Genomic DNA, 18133 nt, shown 5'->3' on the forward strand with positions numbered 1-18133 from the left:
TTTAGCTTTGCCGCGCGGCGAAATGGCGGATCAGGGCACGCAGGGGATCGGCGCTGGGGCCGAATGGGAGGAGGGCGTCGATGCCGTTTGCCACGGCGCCATCGAGGACCTGACGGGCGGCGTCCAGGCCCTTGCGGGCGACGATTGTGGACTTGTTCTGTGCCACATCCTTTCCGGCGGTCTTGCCCAGAGCGTGGGAGGTGGCGGTGACGTCGAGGATGTCATCGGCGATCTGGAAGGCGAGCCCGGCGGCGGTGCCGAAGCGGGTCAGCCCGGATCGCTGGGCGGGGGAGGCGCCGCCCAGAATGGCGCCCATTTCAACCCCAGCCCGGATCAGGGCGCCGGTCTTTCTGGCCTGCATCGTGAAAATCGCTTCTTCGTCGAGCGGGCTTGTTTCGCCTTCGATATCGAGGACCTGTCCGCCCACCATGCCGGCGGGGCCGGCGGCATGGGCGAGGGTCAGAACCAGCTCGGCGCGGATGGCGGGATCGGGATGGGTGCGGGGATCGGACAGGAGCGCGAAGGCTTCGGTCAAAAGCGCGTCGCCGGCCAGGATGGCCAATGCGGGGTCGAAGGCTTTCCAGACCGTGGGTTTGCCGCGACGCAGCTCGTCATTGTCCATGTCGGGCAGATCGTCATGGACGAGGGAATAGCAATGGATCATTTCGAGCGCAGCGCCCGCAGCGAGGCTCTTTTCGTGCGGTACGGCGAACAGCGATGCGGACAGACGCACGAGGAAAGGGCGCAGTCGCTTGCCACCATCGAGCGCGCCATGGGCCATGGCGGCCAAAAGGTGCTCGGGGGCGTCGAGCGTTGCAAGGTGGGCGGCCAGAAACACTTCGGTTTCGATGGCGCAGTCGGCGAGCTGAGAATCGAATTGATCTTCGGTCATGGCAAGATTTGCTAAAGCCTCCCTGTCCATTCTACAAGCGCGCTCATTTGCGATTGAACCCACGAGACGATAGTGGCCGGACGGCGGAAAAAGCGGGGCTGGAAATTCTGGGTAGCGGTCCCGCTGATGCTGGCCGCAGCGCTGGTGGCCATTCCACTGGTGCTGGTGCCGCTCTATTGGGTGGTGCCGCCGGTCTCGACACTGATGATCGGGCGATATGTCACCGGCCAGCCCGTAACGCGCATATGGCGCGATCTCGATGAAATTTCCGACCGGCTCAAGACGGCGGTGGTGCTTTCAGAAGACGGGCAATTCTGCACCCATCATGGGATCGATGTTGCAGCGCTGCAGGCCGAGATCGACAATTTTCTGGCCGGGCGCGAGGCACGTGGGGCGTCCACCATCACCATGCAGGTGGCGCGGAACCTGTTTCTGACCAATTCGCGCTCGGTGGTGCGCAAGGCGCTCGAGGTGCCGCTGGCCATCTATATCGATCTTGTGTTGCCCAAGCGGCGGATCATGGAGATCTATCTCAACATTGCCGAATGGGGCCCTGACGGGCAGTTCGGGGTGGAGGCGGGCGCGCAGGCGGCGTTCGGGACGAGCGCTGAGAGCTTCACCTGGCGGCGGGCGGCGCTGATGACCGTGACGCTGCCCAATCCGCATGTGCGGCGCCCCGGAAACCCAACCAACGGGCTGTTGGCGGTGGCGGGAATCGTCGAGGGGCGGGCGCAGCGGTTTTCATCGCACGCCAATTGTCTTTTCGAGGGGGCACCTGCGCTATGAGCGCATACGATTTTCGTGATCGGCGGACTAGCCAAGGCCCCGGTGATCCTGTATAGAGCGCCACGATCCCGATAGGGTAAAACGGTTTTGGCGTGGCCGGCGCGGCAGGGTTCTATTGCCTGGGCAGGGTGCGCAGCATGAAAATGGAGTAGTCAAATGGCAGTCCCCAAAAGGAAGACGACGCCGATGAAGCGCGGGTTCCGCCGTTCGGCCGATGCGCTTAAAGGCGCAGCTTATGTTGAAGACAAGGACAGCGGCGAGCTTCGCCGTCCGCACCATGTGGACCTGAAGTCCGGCATGTATCGCGGCCGTCAGATTCTCGAGCCCAAGGGCAACTGATTGCCCAGAGGGTATGACGCTTAGACCAAAGCGCCATTGACGGGCATGCCCGTCCAGATTACGGCCAGTCCTTGAAAAAGGGGCTGGCTTTTTTCTTGGCCAATTCCAGACTTATCCCCGGAGGATTTCAGATGAGCACGCGGACCGAAACCGACTCGATGGGCCCGATCGAGGTTCCAAATGAGAAATATTACGGGGCCCAGACCGCGCGCTCGCTGATGAATTTCGATATTGGCGGCGAAAAGATGCCGCTCGAAATCGTCCATGCCTTCGGAATTCTGAAAAAGGCCGCGGCGGTCACCAATACCAAGCTCGGGCTCATGGACGAAGCGACCCGCGATCTGGTGGTGGCGGCGGCCGATGAGGTGATCGCGGGCAAGCTCGACGATCATTTCCCGCTGGTGGTATGGCAGACCGGGTCGGGTACCCAGTCGAACATGAACGTCAACGAGGTGATTTCCAACCGCGCCATCGAAATGGCCGGTGGGGAGATGGGCAGCAAGAAGCCCGTGCACCCCAATGACCACGTCAATATGAGTCAAAGCTCCAACGACACCTATCCCACCGCCATGCATATCGCGGCGGTGACGATTGTCGAGGACATGCTGTTTGCCAAGGTCAAGCTGTTGCGCGACACGCTGGCCAAAAAGTCCGAAGAGTTCATGGATGTGGTCAAGATCGGCCGCACCCATCTTCAGGATGCGACGCCTCTGACGCTGGGCCAGGAGATTTCGGGCTGGGTGGCCCAGATCGATCTGGCGCTCAAAGCGATTGAAGCGACGCTCCCGCAATTGCGTGAACTGGCGCTGGGCGGGACGGCGGTCGGGACCGGGCTTAACACCCATCCCGACTATGCGCGCATGGTGGCCGAGGAAATCTCGAGCCTTTCGGGGCATGAATTTGTGACCGCGCCGAACAAGTTTGCGGTTCTGGCCGGGCATGATGCGTTCGTTGGCGCTTCGGGGGCATTAAAGCAACTTGCCGTTGCGTTCATGAAGATCGCCAATGACGTGCGCTGGCTGGCCTCGGGGCCGCGCTCGGGGCTGGGCGAAATCACCATTCCGGAAAACGAGCCCGGCTCCTCGATCATGCCGGGCAAGGTCAACCCGACCCAATCGGAGGCCATGACCATGGTCGTGGCGCAGGTCATGGGCAACGACGCGACCATCGGGTTTGCGGCGAGCCAGGGCAATTTCGAGCTCAATGTCTATAAGCCGGTCATCGCTTTCAACTTCATCCAGTCGGTGCGGCTTCTGGCCGATGCGGCCAAATCGTTCAACGACAATTGCGCCATCGGGATCGAGCCGGACCGCAAGAAGATCAACGAGCATTTGAACAATTCGCTGATGCTGGTAACCGCGCTCAACCGCAAGATCGGTTACGACAACGCCGCCAAGATCGCCAAGACGGCGCACAAGAACGGCACGACCTTGCGCGAGGAGGCTATCGCGCTGGGGCTTTTGACCGGCGAAGAGTTCGATGCCGAGGTGCGGCCCGAACAGATGGTTGGGCCGATTTCGGTCAAGAAATAAGAGACGAGAGGGCCGGTCAATGACCGGCCTTTTTTCTGGTCAAATCGGGGGTTTTGAGGCAGGGTCGCGGTCATGAGACCTCCCATTGGACGGAACCCATCAATGTTCGTGCCGCCGCTTCTGGCCCTGCCTTTGATCGTTTACAATCTAATGGCGCTGTTCGGTTTTGCCGACGGTGCTGCCTGGATGTCGCCACTGACCACGATTTCGATGGTTTCGGGTGGCGTGTGGGTGCTGAGCGTTGGAGACGTTTTCGTTCTCGTCTCGCTGCTGCTGTTGTTTGGCGAAATCCTCAAATCGACGCGGTTCGGCAATGCATCGGTGGTCGATCACATGCTCTCTACTGCCGTGTTCGTCATCTGCCTCGTGGAATTCCTGCTTGTCGGTTATGCGGCCACGTCGGTGTTTTTTATCCTGATGGTGATGGCGCTTATCGACGTGATCGCCGGATTTACCGTTTCTATCCGCGCCGCGGCGCGGGACGTTCAGTTCGGTGGCGTCGAATAGATCAGGCCGAGACCGATTTGCGGTAGCCCATGGGGATGCGCTTGAGATCGCTGGTTTCGGCCGAGCGATAGAACCGGCTGGCCTGGGTTTCCCGAGATGCCGAAGCCGGCGTGCCGGCACGGGCGGATTCGATCAGCTGGGCGAGGAAGGCGGCCGGGGGCGCTGAGCCGGCCAGGGACGGCCGGGCGCGCGGAACGGAGAGGCTGACGGGGAGATGGTGTCCCGAAATCGTCCGTTTTTCTGGCTTGCTCGTGTCCACTTGCGCGGTTCCGTTTCAAAGTGGGACATGTGTCCCGTTCTGGCACGCACCCGGTGCCCTTCTTCCCCAGACGTCGCAATCGCCATGCCAGTTGGCAATGTTTTGTTAACGATTGCCACAGGCAAACCGGCATATGGTTAACGGCGGAGACGGGTTTTGGTTCTGGGCGGAGAGCGCGGTTAACGAACCGGTAAGGGATGCGCCGCAATTTCGCGGCTTTGTTGCGCTTTGAGGGGGCGAGAGTTTTCCCGGACGAGAGAGGCCGAACCCATGACCCCACAGATAGCTCCCGCCCGCCTGAGTGCCGCTGCGTTCCTATTGATCTGCATGGGCGCGCTGGCCGCCTGTTCGGGAGCTCCCTCGACGGGCGGCGGGCTGGCGCCCGGCCTTGTCGCCCAGATCAACGCGCCGGGGGCGCAGATGGACCGGTCGGCGGCGCTGGGGATCATCAACCAGTATCGCGCGACGCGCGGTGTGGCTCCGTTAAGCCCAGATCCGGCGCTCGATGCGCAGGCTCAGACCGTTGCGGCGCAATATGCGAGCACGGGCAACCCTCCGGCCCGCCCTGCAGGGGCAACCAATATGCGGCTATCGGCCGGCTATACCAATTTCGCGGAAACCTTCTCGGGCTGGCGCAACAGCCCGGCCGACGCAGACGTTCTGGCGCTGGCCGACGCGCGGCGTGCCGGGTTTGCCGCCGTATATGATCCCAATTCGGCCTATGGCACACATTGGGTGATGCTGCTGGGGCAATAGTGGCCCCCCCGACACACGAAGCGACCGGAAGCGCTGAAAGCCTCTAGGCGTTCTCGATGAGCCGCTTGCGCAGTTCGGACCGGGGACAGATGAGCTTGTTCTCGAGGCTGTCGAAATCGACTCGGGTCAGAAATTCTATGGCAAAGCCGGGGTCGAGCAAGCGCACGACGCGGCCGACCACTGTTCCCAGAGCCATCGGCATGCCGATGGTGACGTCGAGATCAGCGGAAATGGCGGCGCCGGTCATCGAGATGTCGATCACGAAGCAATCGATCATCACGCCATCGGCCAGGATAATGGTCGATTGGGGATCCTTGGGCGTGATACGCCGGTAGCGGCGGTTGTCGGAAACTTCGTAGTTCTTGTGCTTTTCGAGCCATTGGACGTGGGAGGCGAGGCGTTCGCGTTCCTCATCGGTCATATCGAGCGACATGGTAAAGCCAAAACCCATGGGCCGGGTGATCTGGCCGCGCAGGACGCCGAATTCGTCGAAATGGGCGGTCACCCAATCCCCAACCGCACCGCCGATCGGTGCCGCCATGGACATGGTCACTGGCGAAATGCGTTGCACGCGGCACGCGAAATAGGGTGTCTTGCCGTTTGCGCTCGTCCACTTTTCGAGGTGATATCGCCCGGGCATATTGGTCATGAGCCGCAGGCGATCGTCCATTCGGGGGCGGCTCATTGGAGCCGCGAGGTTTTTCCCCTGTGTCATGGTATTGCTCCGCCAAGAGGAACTTACCTTATAGTATTAATCCTTAATAAATATTGTCTTTAAGCATTTACCTATTATGGCAGTCGTCTTTCTGCCCCTGTTGAGCGTCCTTGGGAGAGTAAAGTTGTGAGTGATACTGTTGTCGATGCGCGCGGGCTCAAATGTCCGCTGCCGGTGCTCAAGCTTGAAAAGGCGTTGGTCGGGGTCGGGGCGGGGGAGACGATCGCCGTGCTTGCAACCGATCCCGTCGCACGGATCGACATACCGCTCTATTGCCGGCAGCAGGGGCTGGCGCTGGATATCAGCCAAGAGGGCGCAGCCGTTCGATATGTGGTGACCAAGTCGCCAGCCGCGGGGTAGTCGCGTCAGGGAGCGGGGGTCAGCGAGACGATCGAGGAATCGCCAAAACCTGTCGACAGGGTCTGATCGGGCAGGCTGTCGGCCGCCATGGCAGCCGTTCCGGGCCTTGGACGGGGCAGGGGCACATCGGCCAGCCGACCAAGGGTGGCAATGGTATGGGTGGGGGGAACGATGGTATCGTTAAGATAGGAAATCTGGCCATCGAGCCCGGCAGAAAAGATCTCGGCGCGTTGCTCGGAGTATTGGGATGCGTTGGCGCCGCAGATATCGGGGCGCATGTCGACGGGCAGAAGTCCGGGTTGGTTGACGACCGCGTTGACGGTTTTACCGGTGCCGCGATAGCCGCCGGCAAAACCGGAAAACAGCATCTGGGCGGTCATCTCCCCGCGTTCGCGCGAGGAACTGGCGCCCAAGGTTATGGCCATCAACTGGCGTCCGCCGCGGGTTACCGTGGCGACGATGTTGAGACCGGAGGCGCAGACATAGCCGGTCTTCATGCCATCGGTGCCGGCAAAGCCGGTCAAAAGCTCGTTGTTGGAATGGGACCGCGAATCGCCGAGCGCCACGGTGCGGGTGGAAAACAGCGCATCATACTGGGGAAAGCGCGCCTTGATGGTGAGCGCGATCATGGCGATGTCGCGCGCGGTGGTGACCTGGGCGGGGTCGTGCAGGCCGTGGGGATTGACGAAATGGGTGCCGCTCAGTCCCATGATCGCGGCGCGGGCGTTCATCATCTCGACAAAGGCCGGTTCGCTGCCGGCGATGGTTTCGCCTATGGCAACGGCAATGTCATTGGCCGATTTGACGACGAGCATATAGAGCGCGTCCTCGAGCGTGATTGCCGTACCTTCGGGCAGGCCCAGCCTGGAAGGCTCCACCGACAGAGCATTGGCTGAAGTGATGACCGGGGTGGAGAGCGTTGCCTGTCCGGTTTCAATCGCCTCAAAGGCGATGAGCGCGGTCATCAGCTTGGTGAGCGAAGCGGGATGCCAGGGAATACCGGCTTCGTTCTCGTACAGCACCTCGTTGGTGCGCATGTCGATGAGCAGTTGAGGAAGCGCGAAAGCGTTGACGGCGGTGGCGGCAAGAATACCGAAAACCAGAAGGCAAATGGACAGCAATCGCCGGACAGACTGCACCGCGCTCACTCCGTTATCGTTTCGCTGGAGCATGATCGGGCCCGATGGAATCGGTCCGGAGCTCCAAGGTTTTGCTTTGTCGTGCGGCCGAACCGAAAAAGTCCGCAACGCTTTCTGGCCGCACGCCGGTGATCGGATTGATCCATAACAGGGCAAATTTGGCTAAACAATGCCCGCCTGCCATGGCGGAGATTTCTTGCCCGGCCTTTTGCACCCGGCCAAGGGTTCCCTTTGGTAACCAGGGGTATTATATGTACCTTAAATCAATCTGGAAGGTCTTGTGGCCATGGCCAATGTCGAGCCTGACGAAGCAGCCGTATGCACGGCAATGGGGGACATCCTCAACCGGATCGGCGACAAATGGAGCGTGATGGTGGTGGGTCGGCTCAAGGGCGGCACCATGCGGTTTTCCGAGTTGCGCCGGGCCATCGACGGGGTTTCCCAGCGTATGCTGACACTCACCCTGCGCAATCTGGAGCGCGACGGGCTGGTAACGCGCACCGTTTACGCAGAAATCCCGCCGCGGGTGGAATATACGCTGACGGAAATGGGCTGCACGCTCACCGGACCGATCGGGGCGCTTTGGGACTGGGCCGCCGAGCACCAGGACCAGGTGGCGCAGGCGCGGGCCGTTTATGATCGTGCGCAAGCGGGGGCCGAGGAGCCTGAGCGCAGGCGGGCGTGAGCGCTCGACCGGTGCTTAACGGGACACGGCGATATGCAGGTGATCCTGGTGCAGCCGGTCGGTAAATGATCGGCCGCCGACGCCGTCGAGGGCCCAAGGGGAGCCGATCTGGCGGATTTCGGGTTGCTGGTAGAGCCATTGCACGGTCTGGTGGATCATTGATCCTTGCGCCCTGCCATCGATAACCAGCGTGTCGCCGAGCCTGTAGATATCGAAGGCCCGGCCTCTGGTGTGATCGGACTGACGATTGGTGCCGAACACTTCATAGGGGTGACCCTGGGAGAGCGTTACGACGCCGAAGGGCGTCCGGTCGGCGAGGCGCGCCATTATGGCGAGCAGATCGGGGGAGATGCTCCCCGAAAGAATGTCCCAACGGGCCGAGTCGGGCATTTCGATGCGGGGGTCATTGAGGACCGCAAGGGCCTGAGGCGAGGGCGCAGCGGGCTCGGTGACGAGCGTGCCGCCGATCGAGGCGAGCTCGGCAAACCGCCAGCTGGTGCCAGAGAGCACGAGCCTGATGTCGAGGGTGCGTATAAAGACCTGTATGCCCTCGGCCGTGCCGACCATCTGTTCGACCACAACCATAACCGAAGCGGCGTCGGCGCCCAGGCCACCCAGTTGGGGATAGATGATGCGTCCCCGCGACCAAGCACCCGGAACGTGAAAGATTGCCGCGAGTTCGGATGCGGCGGCGCCTGCAAACTCGAGTCGCGCGGCAATTTGCTGTGTCGTTTCGCCTGCCGAATAGGTGGTCAGCGCCAGCGCGGCCTGGCTGGCCAGGCGCTTGGCGTTGGGATGGGTTTCGTTGGGCGATAGGGGTTCGACACCGTTCTGATGGGTGGGCGGGGCGACAATCTCAGGGGCGTTCGGGAAGGATGCTGGCTGAGCCCAGCCGCTTTGGATAGGCGTGCACAACAGTATAAGCGCGGCGATCGCCTGCCAGATCCTCATAGGCACCTTCCTCATCCAGTATCAGCCTGTATTCCCTTAAAATTGCGCCATCGTGACTTTTGTGCTGACCGACCAGCCGGCAGCCCAGCCTTTCAAAGAACGGGGTGCCAAGTCCACCCTCCTCGGTGACCAGCAGCGCGCGGTGGACCCCGCGTGCGGTCGCGCGATTGGCAAAACCTTCGATAAGCCGCCGGCCGACACCCCGCCGGCGCATGGTTGCGTCGGTGACGATATGGCTGAGCACCGAAACCGGGCGGGACGCACGGGGCTGGGCGGCGGAGGCGGAGGCGGAGGGCAGCACGCCCATGTGGCGGGCGACGCCTCTGGCGTAACGCCCCATCCGGGTGCGGGCGAAATCGAGTGCCACCTGGGGGCGGGTGAGCATGGCGCCGCATCCGGCCAGCGCCAGTCTGGAGCCGAAATTGTGGGTCACCCAGCGGTAGTGCTCGGCGTTCGCGGTTGTGCCGAACAGGGCGCCGACGACGTGATCGTCATCGTCACGGGCGACAAGCGCGATGCCATAGGGAGAGCGGGCAAAGCTTTCCTGATAGAGACCGAGGAAATGCCGACCGAGCTTTGGAAACAGGCCCAGCCGCAGATTTTTCCGATGCAGGGACGCGGTCGCCTCAATGTCGGATGTGCGAAGCGGTTCAATCGACAGCATGGCCGGGGCCCCTGACGCGTTAAGTTTGGTTGCCGAAAGGTTAATGCCAAACCGGCTGAGCCGTTCCCGATTGCTCCAAAATGCATTTCATGTTCGGAATGGGCCTTTCCCGATCCGATGGAAATTGCGATGGGCAAGGAAATCGAACTCAAACTGCAGGTTGCCCCCGAGGCCGTGGGGCTGGCGCTTCAATGGGGCGAGGCGCAAGGAGAGATGAGCCGGCGGGACCTGCACTCGGTCTATTTCGATACGACAGGGCGCTCGCTGGCCATGGCGGGATTGTCGCTGAGGACGCGATATGACGGAGCGCGATACGTCCAGACCGTGAAGGCGGCGCAGGGCAGAGCGGCGGGGCTTTTCGCGCGCGAGGAGTGGGAAAAGGAGGTGGCGTCCGAGTGGCCCGAACTGGGATCGGACACACCGTTGGCCGGCCTGCCGCCGCAGACACTTGATGCGTTGGCGCCGCTTTTTTCTCTCGAGGTGGTGCGGAGGGGCATCGATATCGCGCGCGGGAGCAGCATTATCGAATTGGCGCTCGATACGGGTGTTGTGGTTGCCGACGACCGTAGGACCGAATTCTGCGAAATCGAACTCGAACTCAAATCGGGCGAACCGCATGCGCTTTTTGCGTTGGCGCGCGAGCTCGACGCGCTGGTCAGCCTGCGGCTTGAAGTGATGACTAAATCGGAGCGGGGGTATCGCCTGCTCGATGCGGCGGCGGAAAGCGCAAAGGCTGAATTCATACCCCTTTCGGCCGGCCAGGGCGTGCAGGAGGGCTTTGCCGCGATTGCGGCTGCGTGCATGCGGCAATACAGGCTCAACGAGGATATCGTGCTTCGGCGCCGTTCGCCCGAGGCGCTGCATCAGGTGCGGGTGGGGCTGCGCCGGCTGCGTTCGGCTCTTGCGCTGTTCAAGCCGGTGGTTGATGATGACCGATATGCCTATTTCCGGGACGAGCTGAAATGGCTGGCGGGAGAATTGGGCGATGTGCGCGATTTCGACGTCCTTTTCGGCCGGGCCCGCTCCAATCAATTGCGCATCGCGGTGGCCCGCCTGCGCGAGGAGGCCCATGACACGCTCGAGGAAATCCTGGCGTCGGCACGGGCGCGGGTGCTGATGATCGATCTGGCTGAATGGGTGGCGGTGGGGCCGTGGCGCAGCGCCGCCCAGCATGCGGATGGCGAAATTTCGGTCGGGGAATTTGCCGCCGATGCGTTGGAAAAATCGTTTCGGAAATTCAAAAACAGCAGCAAGGGGCTCGCTGGACTGGGCGAAGAGGACCGGCACGAGGCGCGCAAGCTGGCCAAGCGGTTGCGCTATGGCAGCGAATTTTTTGCCGGGCTCTATACCGGCAAGAAAGCCGCCAAACGTCATGGCCGGTTCATCGATGGACTGCAGGCGATCCAGGATCAGTTGGGCACGCTCAACGATGTTGCGGCGGCGCCGGGTCTTTTGGCAAAGAATGGGCTGGGCGACACCGAAGGCGCCGACGGTGTGCTTTCGGGAGCCGACACGACCGATACGCTCGAGAAAGCGGAAACGGCTCGTGACGGCCTGATTGGTCTCAAACCGTTCTGGCGCTAGCCCATTGCCGCCCGGTAGATGCCCAGAACGTCCTCCACGCTCATGGGGCGGGGATTGTTGTCCATGAGGCGGCGAATGGCGTGGGCTTCACTGGCCCAGGCAGGCAGGGCATCGGGCAATGCGCCGTGGCGGGAGAGATCCATTTCGACGCCGAGCTGTTTGCAAAAGCCATGGGCTGACTGGAGAACGCCGGCCGCACTGGTATCGGCGCCAAGGTTGAGCAGCGAGAGGATTTCGCCGGTTTTTTCGGTGCAAAATGAGGCGTTGAAGGCCAGAACATGGGGGAAGATGATGGCATTGGCCAGCCCGTGGGGGAGTTTGAGGCGGGTGCCGAGCGGGTAGGCGAGCGCGTGACCGCTGGCTGTGTTGACCGGACCGAGGCAAACCCCGCCATAGTATGAGGCCAGCATCATGCCGGCGCGGGCCTCTGTGTCGGTGCCATCGGCGACGGCGCGGGGCAGATAGCGTCCGACCAGTTCGATCCCCAAGCGGGCATAGCCATCGATCAGGGGGTGCGCCTTGATATTGGTGAAGGCCTCGACGCAATGGGCCAGGGCATCGACGCCGGTTGCCGCGGTGACGGCAGATGGCACCGAATGGGTCAGCTCAGGATCAAGAATGGCGATGTCGGCAAGCATGTGCTCGCTTTCGACGGCCAGCTTGGCGAGGGTTTCGGGGTCGGTCACCAGCGCGCGCGTTCCGGCTTCCGAGCCGGTGCCCGATGTGGTGGGAACCTGAACCAGCGCGGTGCGGCGTCCATTGATCTTGCCCGCGCCGACCACCTCGGGGACCGATTGTTCGGCATCCCAGAGGACGGCGACAAGCTTGGCAACATCCATGACCGAGCCGCCGCCCAGCCCGATCACGAGATCGGGGCGGAACTGGCGGGCCTCGGCAAGCACGGCCTCGACCGCGGGCAGGTCTGGCTCGGGGGGCAGGTCGAGATGGACATGGACCGAAGATTTGATGCCGATGCGGTCAACGAACGGTGCGGTGGGCGCCATGGCGACGACGAAGACACGGGAAAAGCCGTTGACGAAATCTTGCAGCCGGGACAATGCACCGGCGCCGATTTCAAGGCGCCTGGGCTGGGCGAGCGTTATGGGGCGGGCCATCGAGAGCATCGGTTCAGCCATTGTCCTGCTCCTCGAGCGCGGCCATCTGCGCCCAGACGTCGTTGCACTGGGCCTCGTCCAGCGGGACGAGGGGCGGGCGGACGCGCGTCCAGCCCTCATGGTTGCGGCGGCGGGCCAGCATGGCCTTGACGGTGGGGAGCTGAACATAAGCGTTGGAGAGATTGCGCCAGGCCTCGATACGGGACTGGGCGTGATCGACTTCGGCGGCGCGCGTCGCGTCGTGCCAATTGTCAAAGACCACCCGCAAATGGTTGGCGATCAGGTTCGAGCTCGAAGTGATGCAGCCGGCGCCGCCCGAACGCAGCAGCGGGAGCATGAAGGGATCGGCGCCCGCAAAAACCGAGAAGTTTTCAAAGGCATTGGCGAAGGCCTGCATGCTTTCGAGTTTGCCCGAGCTGTCCTTGATGCCGATCACCGTGCCGGGGAAGCTTTCGAGCAGCCGGCCCACGAGCTCGAGCGAAAGCCCGACCTGAGCGATGGGCGGGATATGATAGAGAACGATGCGCAGATCGTTGCTCGCCACGCCCTCGATCAGCTCGGCATAGAATCGGAACAGGCCCTCGTCGGTGACGCCCTTGTAATAGAAGGGCGGCAGGACGACCGTTGCGGCAACGCCCGCTTCGACCGCGTGCCGGATGAGGGCGACGCTATCGGCGACATTGGTCTGGGAGGTGCCGGGCATCAGGCGTTTGGGGTCGATGCCCGAAGCGATGACATGCTCGAGCAAAGCCTGGCGCTGGGCAATGGAAAAAGAATTGGCCTCGCCCGTGGTGCCCAGAAGCGCGATGCCGTCGCAGCCTTCTTCGAGCAGCGATTTGGCGTGGATCGCAAAGGCCGCGTGGTTGGGTTCGCCAGAGGCAAGGACCGGGGTTGCGGCGGCGCAATAGACGCCGCTTATGGGAAGATTGCGGGCGGGGTTCATCATTTGCTCCCGGCAGCCAGCCGGCGCGCATAGGCGATGGCGGCATTCATGTTGGTGTGGTTGGCCTTGCCGGTGCCGGCAATGTCGAAGGCCGTGCCGTGATCGACCGAGGTGCGGTCGATGGGCAGGCCGAGCGAGACATTGACCGCGGTATCGAAGGCAACGAGCTTGATGGGGATGTGGCCCTGGTCGTGATATTGGGCGACCACCAGATCGAAAGCGCCATTATAGGCCCGGTGATAGACGGTGTCGGCGGAAATGGGGCCGGTGACGTCGATCCCTTCGGCGCGAGCCATGTCGACGGCGGGGACAATCTGTTGGTCATCCTCGGTGCCGAACAGGCCGCTTTCGCCGCAATGGGGATTGATCCCGGCAACGGCGATGCGGGGCTTTTCGTATCCGATGCGCTTGAGATGATCGTTGCCGGCGCGGATGGTGTCGAGAATGCGGGCGGGGGTGGCGCGGTCGATAGCGGTCTTGAGCGAGACGTGGGTCGAGACGTGGATGACTTTCAGCCGCTCGGACGCCAGCAGCATGAAGGCCGATTTTTGCCCCGTCAGCGCGGCGAGCATTCCGGTGTGGCCGTCATAATGGTGGCCCGCGAGATTGAGGGCCTCCTTGTTGATCGGTGCGGTGACGATGCAGCCGATGGCATCGTCAAGGGCGTCGGTGACGGCCCCCGCGATAAAGCGGTAGGCGGCATCGCCGGCGCGGGCGTCGAGCTTGCCCCAGGGGAGGGCGCCGCCTTCAATTTCGAAATCGATGACCAGTGCATCTAGATCGAGGCTGACGCCGGTGGCGCGGGCCGCGGCTTCGAGGGTGGCGCGATGGCCGTAGATGCGGGTGCGTTCACGCCCGGCATCATCCATTTCGGCCACGGCGCGCACCGTGATCTCGGGGCCGACGCCGGCGGGGTCGCCCATTGTAATGCCGATGATGGCGCTCACGCTGTTTCTCCGTCGATCCAGCCCTTGGGCAGGTGGACATATTTGATGGCCCTGCGGAAATAGGTGTAGGCCACGTGCAAATCACCGTCCTCGCCTTCGAGAAGATAAGGGTAGGACAATTCCTTGTTGCGCCCGTCCTCGGAATTGTTCGAGAGGCAGGTTCCGGCGCTGTCATCGATGACGCGGCGGAGGGGAAAGGTCTTGCCGCCATCGGTCGAAATGCAAAGGCTGAGTGGCGCGCGCGGCACGCCCCAGACCGGAGCGCAACCGCCGGTCGCGTCTGGGCGGTCGTCGCCTTCTTCGATCTCGTCATAAAGGGAGGTCCGGCGGTCGGGCGAGGTGGCTGCGGACGCCGGGTTGCAGACCATGGCCAGCCGGCCGTCGGCGAGGCGGATGACGTTGATCGATGAATTGTTGTTGGGCACGTCGGTGGGGCGCGGTTCGGACCAGGTGTGTCCGCCATCCTGGCTTTCCGAGCGGTGCACGAAATCGGACTGGCGGCGGCGATAGAAGGCGACCATCTCGTTTCCGTCGAGTGGCACTATGGTCATGTGAACCGAGCCGATGGAGCCGGGGACCTCCTCGAGCGTCCATGTGTTTCCATCGTCGTGGCTCGTGGCGACGGCGGCGGTATCGTGGCTGCCGTTCCAGCGCTGACCGGGGCGGGGAATGCAGCGGAAGACCGGCATCATCCATGCGCCATCGGCGCGGCGAACGAAACGGGCACGGATGAAGCTGCCGAGCGGCAGATCGATGGTGCGCGGCTCACCGGCCGTGAGGATGCCGTCGGTCAAGGTGATGTTCCGGGCCCGCAGCAGGCATTCGTCCTGATTGCCGGCGGGCTGAGCCGTATGGAAGAGCTGCCAATGGTGCCCGTTATGGGCGAGCACCGGGTTCTGCTCGGAACGGTTCGGATCGTCCGACAGCCGGACCGGTGCGCTCCATGTGTCCGACCCTGGGGCGAGCGTGCTCGCAAAGATCGAAATGTCTGATTTGCCCTCGAGCGTCCCGCCAAACCACAGGCAGGCCAGCGTCCCGTCTTCGAAGCGCTCGATGAAGGCTGCATGGTTCTGTACCATTGGCGAGGGCAGAAGGGCTTGCCGGCCGCCATCAGGGCGATCCGAGAGCTGTCCTGTCATGTTCCTGGCGATGTCGTCGGGAGACATGGCTCCTCCTTGTTTTTCCCGTCATACCTCCACTGCCGCAATAAAGTTGTCAAGTTATCCAGCTATAAAAAGTTGTAAGATATTTTTGCAGATTTGCAAAATAGGTAATAAGAACAGAGATTTATATCAACGATATGCGTGAGCAAATATGACAATATGGATTTGCGTTTGACAAATTGGTGCGGGCTGTGAATAGTGGCGGCCGGTCCTTTCGGTACGGAAAGGTCCAAAAAATTGCGGCTGAGCGCCCGGCAGCGCCGGTCAGCCGCTCGATGAAGCTGCCAAGGGAGGAAGCCTTGACCCTGAGATATCTGATTGCCGGCGCGCTTGTTGCGTCTGTTGCGACAAGCCCGGCCCTGGCCCAGGACAATACCGACATTACGGTGGTTCTGAGCGAAGAACTCGATCTCGTCGAACCGTGCATGGCCACCCGCTCCAATATCGGGCGCGTCATCATGCAGAATGTGAGCGAAACGCTGACCGAACTCGACGTTCGCGGCGACGAGGGGCTGATGCCGCGTCTCGCCGAGAGCTGGGAAGACATGGGCGATGGCGTGTGGCGCTTCAATCTGCGTCCCGGCGTGACCTTTTCGGACGGCTCGGCTTTCGACGCCGAGGACGTCAAGCACTCGTTCGATCGGGTTTTCTCCGATCAGATCACCTGCGAGAGCGCCCGCTATTTCGCCGATACGGAGCTGACATTTGACGTCGTCGACGATCTGACAGTCGACGTGACGGCTGATCCGGCTCAGCCGATCCTGCCGCTGCTCATGACGCTGGTGACCATCGTTCCCTCGGAAACGCCGATGGAATTCGTGCGCGAGCCTGTTGGCACCGGTCCTTATGCCCTGACCGAATGGCAGGCGGGACAGCATATCCTGCTCGAGCGCCGCGATGATTACTGGGGCGAGATGCCGGAAGTGACTTCGGCGCGCTATGTGTTCCGGTCCGAGCCCGCGGTCCGCGCCGCAATGGTGGAAACCGGGGAAGCCGATATCGCTCCGCAGATCACCGAGCTTGAAGCCACCAACCCGGCGACCGATTTTTCCTATCCCAACTCGGAAACCGTTTATCTGCGCATCGACAGCTCCGACGCGCCGACCAACGACATCCGCGTGCGTCAGGCGCTCAATGCGGCGATCGACCGCGAGGCGTTCATTGGCACGCTGTTGTCGGAAGGAACCGATCTTGCCGTAGCGATAGTGCCGCCGACGACCCTGGGCTGGAATGGCGATCTCACCCCGCCCGCCTATGATCCCGACCTCGCACGGCAATTGCTGGCCGAGGCCGAAGCGGATGGCGTGGATGTGAGCCTGCCCATCGAAATCATCGCCCGCACGGAAAACTTCCCCAATGTGACCGAAGTCACCGAGGCGCTGACCCAGATGCTGACCGAAGTGGGGTTCAACGCATCGCTGCGCATGGTGGAAGTGGCTGAGCACGAGCAGTTCTACTCCAAGCCCTATCCCGAGAGCGAAGGCACGCGGCTGATCCTGGCCCAGCACGACAATGGTCGCGGCGATCCGGTGTTTTCGATGTACTTCAAGTACCACAGCGATGGGACGCAGTCGGGCATTGCCGATCCGCATGCCGACGATTTGATCGAGCGCGCAACTGCGGCGACCGGCGAAGAACGCGAAGCGCTCTGGTCTGAACTGTTCGCCTATGTGCAGGACGAAGTGGTGGCCGATGTGCTGCTGTTCCACATGGTCGGCCATAGCCGGGTCAGCGAGCGGCTGGACTTCATGCCCTCGATTGCCACCAACCAGCAATTGCAGCTGTCGCAAATCGGCTTCAACTAGAGGCTGGACATTGTGTCGGGCGGCGCGGGATCATCTCCCGCGCCGCCCTTTTTCTAAAATCGATTGGTGAACCGCAATGATGAAACTGATCGGCCAGAGAGCGATCGCCAGTCTGCTGTCGCTCATCGTCCTGATGGTGCTCGTGTTTTTTCTCTCGCGACTGACGGGTGATCCGGCGGCGCTGTTCCTGCCGATCGATGCGACCGAGGAGATGAAGCAGCAGTTCCGGGCGCTTAACGGGCTGGATCGTCCCATCATCGAACAGTTCGGGCTCTATGTCTGGGATCTGATCCATCTCGATTTCGGGGAATCGCTGCGACGGGCCCGTCCGGCCATCGATGTGGTGATCGAAGCCTATGCCTGGACCCTGCCGCTGGCGCTGATCACCATGACGCTGGTGATTGTCGCCGCCATCGTTTTGGGCTCGATTGCCGCGTTCAATGTCGGCGGGCTCATCGATCGCGGGATTTCGGTGGTTTCGCTGATCGGGGCGTCGGCTCCCGATTTCTGGATCGCCATTGTCGCCATCGTGCTGTTTGCGATCAACCTGGCGTGGCTGCCCACGTCGGGGGTGGGGACGCCCTGGCACTGGATCATGCCGGTCGCCGTGCTGTTCATCCGCCCGTTCGGGCTGATCGTGCAGGTGGTGCGCGGGTCCATGCTGCAGGCGCTATCGGCGCCCTATGTGAAGACGGCGCGGGCCAAGGGCGTCAAGAACCGGCCGCTCATTTTCGTGCACACGCTGCGCAACGCCATGCTGCCGGTGATCACGGTGATCGGGGATCAGGCCGCCGCGCTGCTCAATGGCGCCGTGATCGTCGAAACGATCTTCGGGTTTCCCGGAATCGGCAAGCTGATGATCGATTCGATCCTGCAGCGCGATTTCAACGTGGTGATGGCCGCGATCCTTGTGACCGCGATTGCCATTTTCATCATGAACATCCTGATCGACATCGCCTATTCGGTGCTCGATCCGCGCATCCGGCAATAG

Annotated in this window: 20 protein-coding genes; 10 read left to right on the plus strand and 10 right to left on the minus strand. The window is 62.2% G+C overall.

Going from position 1 to position 18133, the window contains the following annotated elements:
- Position 1: 1 nt before the first annotated feature.
- Positions 2 to 892 (minus strand): polyprenyl synthetase family protein, encoded by an 891-nt coding sequence (locus tag OF122_RS02765; RefSeq protein ID WP_264226329.1) that lies wholly within the window; start codon positions 890 to 892, stop codon positions 2 to 4.
- A 126-nt stretch (positions 893 to 1018) separates the two neighbouring features.
- Here OF122_RS02765 and OF122_RS02770 point away from each other — a divergent pair, with 126 nt between their 5' ends.
- The 4 genes from OF122_RS02770 to OF122_RS02785 all read left to right on the plus strand — a co-directional run bounded on the left by OF122_RS02770 (position 1019) and on the right by OF122_RS02785 (position 4056).
- Complete coding sequence (locus tag OF122_RS02770; protein ID WP_408636341.1) at positions 1019 to 1678, plus strand: transglycosylase domain-containing protein; 660 nt, start codon at positions 1019 to 1021, stop codon at positions 1676 to 1678.
- Between the two features lie 156 nt (positions 1679 to 1834).
- Entirely contained in the window at positions 1835 to 2017 is a 183-nt protein-coding gene (rpmF, locus tag OF122_RS02775) for a 50S ribosomal protein L32 (protein ID WP_041528804.1), read from the plus strand.
- 131 nt (positions 2018 to 2148) lie between these two features.
- Complete coding sequence (gene fumC / locus OF122_RS02780; protein ID WP_264226331.1) at positions 2149 to 3549, plus strand: class II fumarate hydratase; 1401 nt, start codon at positions 2149 to 2151, stop codon at positions 3547 to 3549.
- Between the two features lie 72 nt (positions 3550 to 3621).
- Entirely contained in the window at positions 3622 to 4056 is a 435-nt protein-coding gene (locus OF122_RS02785) for a hypothetical protein (protein ID WP_408636292.1), read from the plus strand.
- Between the two features lies 1 nt (position 4057).
- Here the strand turns inward: OF122_RS02785 and OF122_RS02790 are convergent, their stop codons facing one another.
- A complete protein-coding gene (locus OF122_RS02790) occupies positions 4058 to 4315 on the minus strand; it encodes a hypothetical protein (protein ID WP_264226332.1) in 258 nt (85 codons plus the stop codon).
- Positions 4316 to 4585: 270 nt separating this feature from the next.
- Between OF122_RS02790 and OF122_RS02795 the strand changes: the two genes are divergently transcribed.
- Positions 4586 to 5071, plus strand: coding sequence for a CAP domain-containing protein (locus OF122_RS02795; RefSeq protein WP_264226333.1), 486 nt, complete (start codon positions 4586 to 4588; stop codon positions 5069 to 5071).
- Between the two features lie 43 nt (positions 5072 to 5114).
- Here the strand turns inward: OF122_RS02795 and OF122_RS02800 are convergent, their stop codons facing one another.
- A complete protein-coding gene (locus tag OF122_RS02800) occupies positions 5115 to 5756 on the minus strand; it encodes a PilZ domain-containing protein (protein ID WP_264226334.1) in 642 nt (213 codons plus the stop codon).
- A 156-nt stretch (positions 5757 to 5912) separates the two neighbouring features.
- Between OF122_RS02800 and OF122_RS02805 the strand changes: the two genes are divergently transcribed.
- Positions 5913 to 6146 carry a sulfurtransferase TusA family protein gene (locus OF122_RS02805; RefSeq protein WP_264226335.1) on the plus strand — a complete coding sequence of 78 codons (234 nt, stop codon included), beginning with the start codon at positions 5913 to 5915 and terminating at the stop codon, positions 6144 to 6146.
- A 5-nt stretch (positions 6147 to 6151) separates the two neighbouring features.
- On the opposite strand, the gene OF122_RS02810 is transcribed toward OF122_RS02805, so the two are convergent.
- On the minus strand, positions 6152 to 7318 hold the full coding sequence (locus tag OF122_RS02810; protein ID WP_264226336.1) for a D-alanyl-D-alanine carboxypeptidase family protein: 1167 nt from the start codon (positions 7316 to 7318) through the stop codon (positions 6152 to 6154).
- Between the two features lie 253 nt (positions 7319 to 7571).
- Here OF122_RS02810 and OF122_RS02815 point away from each other — a divergent pair, with 253 nt between their 5' ends.
- On the plus strand, positions 7572 to 7970 hold the full coding sequence (locus OF122_RS02815) for a winged helix-turn-helix transcriptional regulator (RefSeq protein WP_264226337.1): 399 nt from the start codon (positions 7572 to 7574) through the stop codon (positions 7968 to 7970).
- Positions 7971 to 7985: 15 nt separating this feature from the next.
- Here OF122_RS02815 and OF122_RS02820 read toward each other — a convergent pair whose 3' ends face one another.
- Together OF122_RS02820 and OF122_RS02825 are read right to left on the minus strand one after the other, a co-directional pair.
- The gene (locus tag OF122_RS02820; protein WP_264226338.1) at positions 7986 to 8921 is read right to left on the minus strand and encodes a hypothetical protein; all 936 of its coding nucleotides are present in this window, start codon (positions 8919 to 8921) and stop codon (positions 7986 to 7988) included.
- The gene (locus tag OF122_RS02825; protein ID WP_264226339.1) at positions 8827 to 9585 is read right to left on the minus strand and encodes a GNAT family N-acetyltransferase; all 759 of its coding nucleotides are present in this window, start codon (positions 9583 to 9585) and stop codon (positions 8827 to 8829) included. The genes OF122_RS02820 and OF122_RS02825 overlap by 95 nt, the downstream gene beginning before the upstream one ends.
- A 129-nt stretch (positions 9586 to 9714) precedes the next feature.
- Here OF122_RS02825 and OF122_RS02830 point away from each other — a divergent pair, with 129 nt between their 5' ends.
- Positions 9715 to 11169, plus strand: coding sequence for a CYTH and CHAD domain-containing protein (locus OF122_RS02830; protein ID WP_264226340.1), 1455 nt, complete (start codon positions 9715 to 9717; stop codon positions 11167 to 11169).
- Here the strand turns inward: OF122_RS02830 and OF122_RS02835 are convergent.
- Genes OF122_RS02835 through OF122_RS02850 form a run of 4 tightly spaced genes read right to left on the minus strand, consistent with a single transcriptional unit; the run spans position 11166 to position 15340 of the window.
- Positions 11166 to 12305: an iron-containing alcohol dehydrogenase gene (locus tag OF122_RS02835; protein ID WP_408636294.1), complete on the minus strand. Its 1140-nt coding sequence runs from the start codon at positions 12303 to 12305 to the stop codon at positions 11166 to 11168. The two genes, OF122_RS02830 and OF122_RS02835, sit on opposite strands and share 4 nt — an antisense overlap.
- Positions 12298 to 13227 carry a dihydrodipicolinate synthase family protein gene (locus OF122_RS02840; RefSeq protein ID WP_264226341.1) on the minus strand — a complete coding sequence of 310 codons (930 nt, stop codon included), beginning with the start codon at positions 13225 to 13227 and terminating at the stop codon, positions 12298 to 12300. Before OF122_RS02840 ends, OF122_RS02835 begins: the two co-directional genes overlap by 8 nt.
- A complete protein-coding gene (gene pdxA / locus OF122_RS02845; protein ID WP_264226342.1) occupies positions 13227 to 14174 on the minus strand; it encodes a 4-hydroxythreonine-4-phosphate dehydrogenase PdxA in 948 nt (315 codons plus the stop codon). The genes OF122_RS02840 and pdxA overlap by 1 nt, the downstream gene beginning before the upstream one ends.
- Positions 14171 to 15340, minus strand: coding sequence for a sialidase family protein (locus tag OF122_RS02850; RefSeq protein WP_264226343.1), 1170 nt, complete (start codon positions 15338 to 15340; stop codon positions 14171 to 14173). The genes pdxA and OF122_RS02850 overlap by 4 nt, the downstream gene beginning before the upstream one ends.
- Positions 15341 to 15636: 296 nt before the next feature.
- Here OF122_RS02850 and OF122_RS02855 point away from each other — a divergent pair, with 296 nt between their 5' ends.
- Both OF122_RS02855 and OF122_RS02860 read left to right on the plus strand, forming a co-directional pair.
- Positions 15637 to 17142 (plus strand): ABC transporter substrate-binding protein, encoded by a 1506-nt coding sequence (locus OF122_RS02855; protein ID WP_264226344.1) that lies wholly within the window; start codon positions 15637 to 15639, stop codon positions 17140 to 17142.
- Positions 17143 to 17218: 76 nt separating this feature from the next.
- Positions 17219 to 18133, plus strand: a complete 915-nt coding sequence (locus tag OF122_RS02860) for an ABC transporter permease (protein ID WP_264226345.1) — start codon at positions 17219 to 17221, stop codon at positions 18131 to 18133.

This window comes from Pelagibacterium flavum, assembly GCF_025854335.1.
Lineage (GTDB): Bacteria > Pseudomonadota > Alphaproteobacteria > Rhizobiales > Devosiaceae > Pelagibacterium > Pelagibacterium flavum.